This is a genomic window from Allobosea sp. 05T422_2, assembly GCF_056396265.1.
Genome location: NZ_JBFTLD010000385.1, coordinates 1 through 4743, shown reverse-complemented (window position 1 = coordinate 4743; position 4743 = coordinate 1). Strand labels below are relative to the sequence as shown.

General features: G+C 67.0%; 9 protein-coding genes. 5 read left to right on the top strand and 4 right to left on the bottom strand.

Annotated elements, in window-relative coordinates; translation table 11 throughout:
• The first annotated feature begins 76 nt into the window (after window positions 1-76).
• From AC1DJT_RS34605 to AC1DJT_RS34590, 4 genes are all read left to right on the top strand, one after another.
• A complete protein-coding gene (locus tag AC1DJT_RS34605) occupies window positions 77-271 on the top strand; it encodes a hypothetical protein (protein WP_476835856.1) in 195 nt (64 codons plus the stop codon).
• 204 nt (window positions 272-475) lie between these two features.
• Complete coding sequence (locus AC1DJT_RS34600; RefSeq protein ID WP_441507609.1) at window positions 476-733, top strand: helix-turn-helix domain-containing protein; 258 nt, start codon at window positions 476-478, stop codon at window positions 731-733.
• Between the two features lie 147 nt (window positions 734-880).
• Window positions 881-1171 carry a type II toxin-antitoxin system RelE/ParE family toxin gene (locus AC1DJT_RS34595; RefSeq protein ID WP_441507610.1) on the top strand — a complete coding sequence of 97 codons (291 nt, stop codon included), beginning with the start codon at window positions 881-883 and terminating at the stop codon, window positions 1169-1171.
• Between the two features lie 3 nt (window positions 1172-1174).
• Window positions 1175-1456, top strand: a complete 282-nt coding sequence (locus AC1DJT_RS34590) for an addiction module antidote protein (protein WP_441507611.1) — start codon at window positions 1175-1177, stop codon at window positions 1454-1456.
• A 181-nt stretch (window positions 1457-1637) separates the two neighbouring features.
• Here AC1DJT_RS34590 and AC1DJT_RS34585 read toward each other — a convergent pair whose 3' ends face one another.
• The 4 genes from AC1DJT_RS34585 to AC1DJT_RS34570 all read right to left on the bottom strand — a co-directional run bounded on the left by AC1DJT_RS34585 (window position 1638) and on the right by AC1DJT_RS34570 (window position 4145).
• Window positions 1638-2165: a hypothetical protein gene (locus AC1DJT_RS34585; protein ID WP_441507612.1), complete on the bottom strand. Its 528-nt coding sequence runs from the start codon at window positions 2163-2165 to the stop codon at window positions 1638-1640.
• A 95-nt stretch (window positions 2166-2260) separates the two neighbouring features.
• Window positions 2261-3136: a YdaU family protein gene (locus tag AC1DJT_RS34580; RefSeq protein WP_476768992.1), complete on the bottom strand. Its 876-nt coding sequence runs from the start codon at window positions 3134-3136 to the stop codon at window positions 2261-2263.
• Window positions 3133-3759 carry a helix-turn-helix domain-containing protein gene (locus tag AC1DJT_RS34575; RefSeq protein WP_476835855.1) on the bottom strand — a complete coding sequence of 209 codons (627 nt, stop codon included), beginning with the start codon at window positions 3757-3759 and terminating at the stop codon, window positions 3133-3135. Before AC1DJT_RS34575 ends, AC1DJT_RS34580 begins: the two co-directional genes overlap by 4 nt.
• Window positions 3756-4145, bottom strand: a complete 390-nt coding sequence (locus AC1DJT_RS34570; protein ID WP_476768990.1) for a hypothetical protein — start codon at window positions 4143-4145, stop codon at window positions 3756-3758. Before AC1DJT_RS34570 ends, AC1DJT_RS34575 begins: the two co-directional genes overlap by 4 nt.
• 130 nt (window positions 4146-4275) lie before the next feature.
• On the opposite strand from AC1DJT_RS34570, the gene AC1DJT_RS34565 reads away from it, so the two are divergent.
• Window positions 4276-4743: helix-turn-helix domain-containing protein (locus tag AC1DJT_RS34565; protein ID WP_476835854.1), on the top strand; the 468-nt coding region annotated here is incomplete at its 3' end.

Genomic DNA, 4743 nt, shown 5'->3' with positions numbered 1-4743 from the left:
GCGCATAAGGCTGCGCATTTGGGAGCGAGGCGGAGGCGTGCCGGCGGGGTCAGGATCTTGCTCTTGCGGCGCGGCCGTGGCGGCCATCCGCCGTGGGCTTGTCGACGAGGAAGTCGAGGTCATCTGTGATGGTGGAAGCGTGGGTGTTTCCTGGAAGGCTGGAAGCGGCGTGTGGCTGACGGGCAGGGTCGCGACCGTTTTCCGTGGCGAAATCGCGCTCCCAGGCAAATCCATGCATCGTCAGGACGGCAGCTTTGTCGACAAGGCCTAGCTCAGGCTGCGTTTCGACGAGATCGTCCGAACGCAGAAAACGTGCTCGACTCCGATAGTTTAGAGCGTCTTCGTCGAAACAGGACGCAAGGCACGTTTGATCGCCTGACCGGTCGCCGGTTTTTTCGTATGCTCCTTCAGCCGGGCGGTCGCCTCCCCGGCTGCAGCGCTGCCCGGAATCTGCCGCCCCAAGCGAGGTTGCCCGATGACCCGTGCCGAGTTCGCCGCTCTTCGCCAGGCCTGCGGGTTGAGCCAGGACGACCTTGCCCTGGAGTTCGGCCTGAGCCCGGAAGCCGTGCAGGAGATCGAGACGGGGGCCGATGGGGAGGAGGTCAACACCCTTCACGCCCTGGCGATGGAACGCGTTTCGCTCCAATGCGCCGTCTGCAAGGAAAACCCCACGGTGGCGGCCGCCTCGGTGCGCTCCGACGCGCTCGACCTCGCCTGGATGATCCGGGGCTGAACCGCGAAAGCGCCCGGCCATCGCTGGTCCGGGCGCAGCTCGCCACCGCCATGATCCTGTCGGCTCGCTCGCCTCGCTCGCGGCGGGACTGCAGCCCTTGTTTCCCGATCCGTTGACGCTCATCGCGCCGTAACTTATAAGTTACGAATGTTCGAAGTCCGCCAGACCAGGATCTTCTCCAGCTGGCTCGGGGCCTTGCGCGACACCAACGCTCAGCTGCGAATTGCGACGCGCATCCAACGGATGGAGGACGGCAATTTTGGCGACGTCAAGCCGGTCGGCGAAGGCGTCAGCGAAATGCGGATCAGCTATGGGCCGGGGTATCGGGTCTATTTCATCCAGCAGGGCAGGACGATCGTTGTCCTGCTGTGCGGCGGCGACAAGAGCAGCCAATCGGCGGATATCGCCAAGGCAAAGCGCATGGCACAGGAGGCCTGAGACATGCCCCTCGAAACGACCCGCTTCGACATCCAGGAGCATCTCAAAACCCCTGAGCAGCAGCTCGCCTATATCGAGGCCGCCCTCGATGAGGATGACCCGGCGTTTCTTGCCAAGGCTCTTGGCGAGGTCGCGAGGGCGCGCGGCATGACCCAGGTGGCGAAGGATGCGGGCGTGACGCGCGAAGCCCTGTATCGTGCGCTCAGCGAGAAGGGAGACCCTCGCCTTTCAACCCTGATGGGCGTGATGAAGGCGCTCGGGTTGAAGCTGCGGGTTGCAGCCTGAAAAGAACCGACGAGGCCGGCGCGATGCCGGCTTGCCCCGTAAACCTGTCGGGGATGGTTGTGGGCTGAAGCAGACGCCACGGCGCACCTGTAAGCAGTGGCGGCATCCTTGTTCTGCCCGAAACGGAAAGGCGCCCGGCCATCGCTGGTCCGGGCGCAGCTCGCCACCGTGAGCTACGGCATCAGCTCAAGCGCAGCCGATGCGCGATGACGTTCAGCGCGCAGCGGAAAATGCCCATGGTCGCGTGGTCGGTGATGTCGCGGTCGAGCACGCAGACCCGCATCAGGATGGCGTTGCCGTCATGGTGCAGGCCGGAATCGGCCAGCGCGTCCTGCAGCTCGCGATACTGCGAGCGGATTTTGGCGACTGTCTCGACGTCGAGTTCAGGCCCCTCGCCTGTCGTGCCCGCGACCAGCTCGGCGACCATGCTCGGCAGCTTTGGGAGGCTGTCGGTGATGTGGCGATGATAGCGCACGAAGCGGCGCGTCACCGTCTCGGCCGCCTCGAACTGGCGCCGGTCGATCATCCCGCCCAGAAACATCCGGCCAAAGGCATAGCCGGCCATCGGCGAGGCATTTCCCTTGCGGTGCGGCTGCGCCAGCGCCACCGCCATGATCTTCTCGGGGCGCTCGCCCCGCTCGGCATTCCTGATCCGGCCATTGCGGTAGCGGCCGACATCCGTGCGGGGTTTGCGTCCTGCGCGTGCCATCGTCTCGTCTTTCTCTGCTGGGGTTTGCTCTGCTGGGGTTTGGGGGCTTGGTGCGACCCGTGCGGCGACGCCCGCTGGCGGTACTTGTGTCTCGGTCATGCTGTTGGCTCGCTTGGCTGCGGGGTCGTCGGGGGAAGCCGGCTGGGCACGGTCCAGCAGCCGGTCCTGTCGGTCGGAAGCGGCCTGCCGCCCCTCGCCTGCCGCCAGGCATCCCAGGCTTCGGGATCGTCGACCGGCGAGATCCTGACGCCGGCCCCGGCATCGCTCCCGGACTGGTCCGGCGGGGTGGCAAGCGCGAGCCCGGCATTGACGCCCCATTCCGGCGCAAAACCCTGCCAGCCCCGCAAAATCATCAGATCCGCGGCGCGGTCCGGCTCGGCGGCCAGGGCAAGCTGGTTCGCCAGAAGTCTCGCCGCATGCAGCGTCAGTGGCTTCTTCAGCGTCCGGCGATGGGCGATGACGGCCTGAGCCTGCTCCTTCGAGAGCACGGCGCCGAGCGCAGCCTCGATCTCCCGGTGCTCAGGAAGCGCCCTGGCGCGCCCAGTCCCCCTGGGGGCTGGGGGTGATTGAATTAGTGATTGTGATTGTGATTGTGATTTGCATGCCTCCGGCACATGCCCCGGCACTCCTGCGGCATCTGCCGCAGCATCTGCCGCAGCTTGGACCTGCCAACGCTTGACGGCCTTGGCCCTGGCCTTCCCGCTGGCCTCGGCTGCCGCCTGCAGTTCGGCATCGATGCGCTTATGGACCCAGTCCTCGGCAAAGAGATCGGCCAGCGTGTCACGGCTCGCGCCCCATTCCGCCGGCGACATCCGGGCGATGCGGGCCAGCCGGCGGTCCTCGGTAGGGAGCCCGCCATTTTGCCAGTAATGCATGATCAGCAGGAGATAGCCGCCATGCTCGGCCGCGCTGAGATGGCCGGTATCGGCGAGATAATCGGCGACATAGAGCGGCATCCAGGCCCGGCTCATCGCGTGCCTCCACGCCCGGGCGCCCGGTTCGCCGGTTTCTTGCCCTCGGTCCGGGCAACGGGAACGCCGCCATAGCCGCGCACATCCGCGCCGCGGCGCTGATTGATGACGTGGATGGCGTGAAGCACGGTGGTGTGGTCGCGGTGGAACAGCCGCCCGATCTCGKAGAGCGACAATTCGGTCTCATCAGCCACCCGCCAGATCGCGAGCTGGCGCGCCCCGGCGATCCGGGCGACGCGCTGCTCGCCCTTGAGCGCATCGATGGCGATGCCGGTCTCGGCAGCGACGGCCGCGATGATCGCGCCGGCCTGCATCTTCCCGCGCAGCGGCGTGCTGGCATGGTGCAGACGGTATTGGTTGCGCACCACGGCCCAGGGCACGGCGCCGGGCTGCGTCCCGTCTTGCGACGCGTCGGCCTCCCGGGTTTTGGCCTCGCGGGTTTTCGCCTCGCTGGCGGCGCGGACATCGAGCCCGGGCCCTGCAGATGCACCCGCAGCCGGCACCGGCTCCTCCGGCTTTGCCGCCTGTTTCCACGGCAGGGCCTGCCTGGCGCGATAGGCCGCCAGCATCTCTTCGGCGCTGCCATACTCCCTGGCATAGCCCTTGATCGGGAGAGCGGTCATGGGTGCCCCCTGTCCAGCGGGAAGGCCAGCTGTGCCTCGCAGGCCCGGCGAAACCGGGCGATGCGGCCAGGCTGCGCACGGGTGCTGGGCACGGCGGGCTCAGGCGGCGTAGAGGGCACGCCATCGGCCGGCCAGAGATCGGGCCGCCAATGCTGGCGCGAAACGCCGGTCGCGGCCTCGAGCCGGAGCGCCATCCAGGGCGAGACCGAAGCGGCGCGCTTGGCCTTGTTGATCGCGACCTGCGAACAGCCGACGGCAGTGGCGAGCCTGGCTTCGGAACCGGCCCGGTCGATTTCACGACGCAGGAGATCGCGGGGCGTGAAGGGAGCGACTGGCGTGATGGAGACGACGGGCGTCGCTGGCGCGACTGGCGTCGCTGGCGCCACTTGAGTGGCTGTGAGGGGTGAGGTTGGGTGAGCGGCTGGGTTCATGCCGCATATTGATAACTTAAGTTATGATTAGTCAATCACAAAAGTTATCGAGACGTTCTCGATATCCTAAGTTATTGATTGCCCTATGGAACTCGGCCCGCTCATCAAGGATGCCCGCAACGCGCTTGGCTGGTCCCAGGCCGAGCTGGCGCGGCGCATCGGCGTCTCCCAGGTCGCAATCAAGAAGATCGAGGACGGCCAGACCCGGCGCTCGAAGCATCTGACCAGCGTGCTCGCCGCCGTCGGGCTGAAGCACCTGATCCTGGATGGCGCCCTGATGGCGGGCGATGACGAGCCCGAGCCCAATGCCGCGATCGCCGGCCAGCCGGAGCTTTTGAAGCCGCTCGGCGGCGCGCGCGACCTGCCCGTGATGGGCACGGCGGTCGGCGGCAGCGAGGAGGACGGCGATTTCCGGCTGAACGGCGATGTGCTGGAGCGCACGACGCGGCCGCCGGCGCTGGCCGGGCGCAAGCGCGCCTTCGCGGTCAACCTGATCACGAACAGCATGTACCCGCTCTACCGCGCGGGAAAGAAGATCTATGCCGACGAGGAC

Excerpts from the sequence above, each read along its gene's own strand:
- AC1DJT_RS34600 (WP_441507609.1), top strand. The coding sequence starts at position 476 with ATGACCCGTGCCGAGTTCGCCGCTCTTCGCCAGGCCTGCGGGTTGAGC.
- AC1DJT_RS34595 (WP_441507610.1), top strand. The coding sequence starts at position 881 with ATGTTCGAAGTCCGCCAGACCAGGATCTTCTCCAGCTGGCTCGGGGCC.
- AC1DJT_RS34590 (WP_441507611.1), top strand. The coding sequence starts at position 1,175 with ATGCCCCTCGAAACGACCCGCTTCGACATCCAGGAGCATCTCAAAACC.
- AC1DJT_RS34585 (WP_441507612.1), bottom strand. The coding sequence starts at position 2,165 with ATGGCACGCGCAGGACGCAAACCCCGCACGGATGTCGGCCGCTACCGC.
- AC1DJT_RS34580 (WP_476768992.1), bottom strand. The coding sequence starts at position 3,136 with ATGAGCCGGGCCTGGATGCCGCTCTATGTCGCCGATTATCTCGCCGAT.